Annotated in this window: 1 pseudogene; it reads left to right on the top strand. The window is 57.7% G+C overall.

Annotation, left to right across the window (positions count from 1 at the left end):
* Nucleotides 1-437: pseudogene (locus tag DVK01_RS22745) on the top strand (hypothetical protein); the annotation flags it as partial.

Here is a 437-nt window from a genome sequence, read left to right as displayed (position 1 = left end):
TATCTTCCGGAAGTCATGCCGAAAACGTTCGACGATCTTGCCGGGCCAGGCGTTGAACTATCGGACGAGGAGCTACTCTCCAAGATGTTCGACGCGAAGGGTGGCAGTCGTCGACGTCGCCTCTACGACGGCGACAGCTCGATGTGGGGCTCACCACAAGCCGAGTACCCTTCTCAATCTGAAGCCGACATGGCGATGGCTCACTACCTGGCTTTCTGGACGGGTAAAGACCCTGCTCAGATGGACGCCCTCTTTCGCGATTCTGGTCTGTACCGAGAGAAATGGGACCGGCGTCACTACAGCTCGGGGTCAACATACGGGGATGTCACTATTGCCCGGGCTCTACTCCGTGTGGACGACTACTACGAATTGCCCTCCGCCAATGGGAAGAAATTCGGCGGGTCATCTTCGAACGGGACACGCGAGGCAACTGATGC

Source organism: Haloarcula sp. Atlit-120R (genome assembly GCF_003665885.1).
In the GTDB taxonomy this organism is placed as follows: Archaea; Halobacteriota; Halobacteria; order Halobacteriales; family Haloarculaceae; genus Haloarcula; species Haloarcula taiwanensis.
Note: the sequence above shows the minus strand (reverse complement) of the source record. Positions and strands in the feature narration are given on the sequence as shown.